The sequence below is a fragment of the Pseudomonas sp. 6D_7.1_Bac1 genome (genome assembly GCF_025465945.1).
GTDB lineage: Bacteria > Pseudomonadota > Gammaproteobacteria > Pseudomonadales > Pseudomonadaceae > Aquipseudomonas.
Genome location: NZ_JANLNW010000015.1, coordinates 1 through 549, shown reverse-complemented (window position 1 = coordinate 549; position 549 = coordinate 1). Strand labels below are relative to the sequence as shown.

General features: G+C 58.3%; 1 protein-coding gene. It reads right to left on the bottom strand.

The features are described from left to right. Positions 1 to 15 precede the first annotated feature (15 nt). Positions 16 to 534 (bottom strand): Hcp family type VI secretion system effector, encoded by a 519-nt coding sequence (locus NTD87_RS04220; RefSeq protein ID WP_123423869.1) that lies wholly within the window; start codon positions 532 to 534, stop codon positions 16 to 18. Positions 535 to 549: the final 15 nt, after the last annotated feature.

Here is a 549-nt window from a genome sequence, read left to right as displayed (position 1 = left end):
AACGGTCGGCCAGACTTAGCCAGCGACCGGGGAACGCCAGTCATCGGAACCCGAAGTACCGGAGACTTCGTGGGTCCAGGTGATTTTGCGGTAGGTGAACTCTACGTCTTCCAGGTGAGTGAAGTGCGAGTTCGACGGGTCCTGGCAGTTGTGCATGTAGTCTTTGATGTCGACGATGATCGCGTCTTCAAGCTTGGTGGTGAAGTAGTGTTCCTGGGTGCCGGCAGCCGAAGTGCGGTACCACTGGATGGTGATTTCGGTCAGGCGCTCGCCGGAAGTCAGGGCTGCCAGCAGCAGTGGCGAGGACTTGTCGAATACCTTGGTGATTTTCACTGGCTTGTGCACGCGCTGGCCGGTGGGTTGGCCGGACTGCGGGTCACGCGGGATGATCACTTCGTGGCTGAAGCCCTGAACCATGACCTGGTCTTCGTGACCTTCCTGGTAGGTGTTGCCAACCGAATCAGCGGTGAAGGCACCGGCGGTGATCAGACCTTGTTTGGTGCCAGTGATGGACATATACGCTGGTGTAGCCATGGATGCTCTCCTTGC

Excerpts from the sequence above, each read along its gene's own strand:
- NTD87_RS04220 (WP_123423869.1), bottom strand. The coding sequence starts at position 534 with ATGGCTACACCAGCGTATATGTCCATCACTGGCACCAAACAAGGTCTG.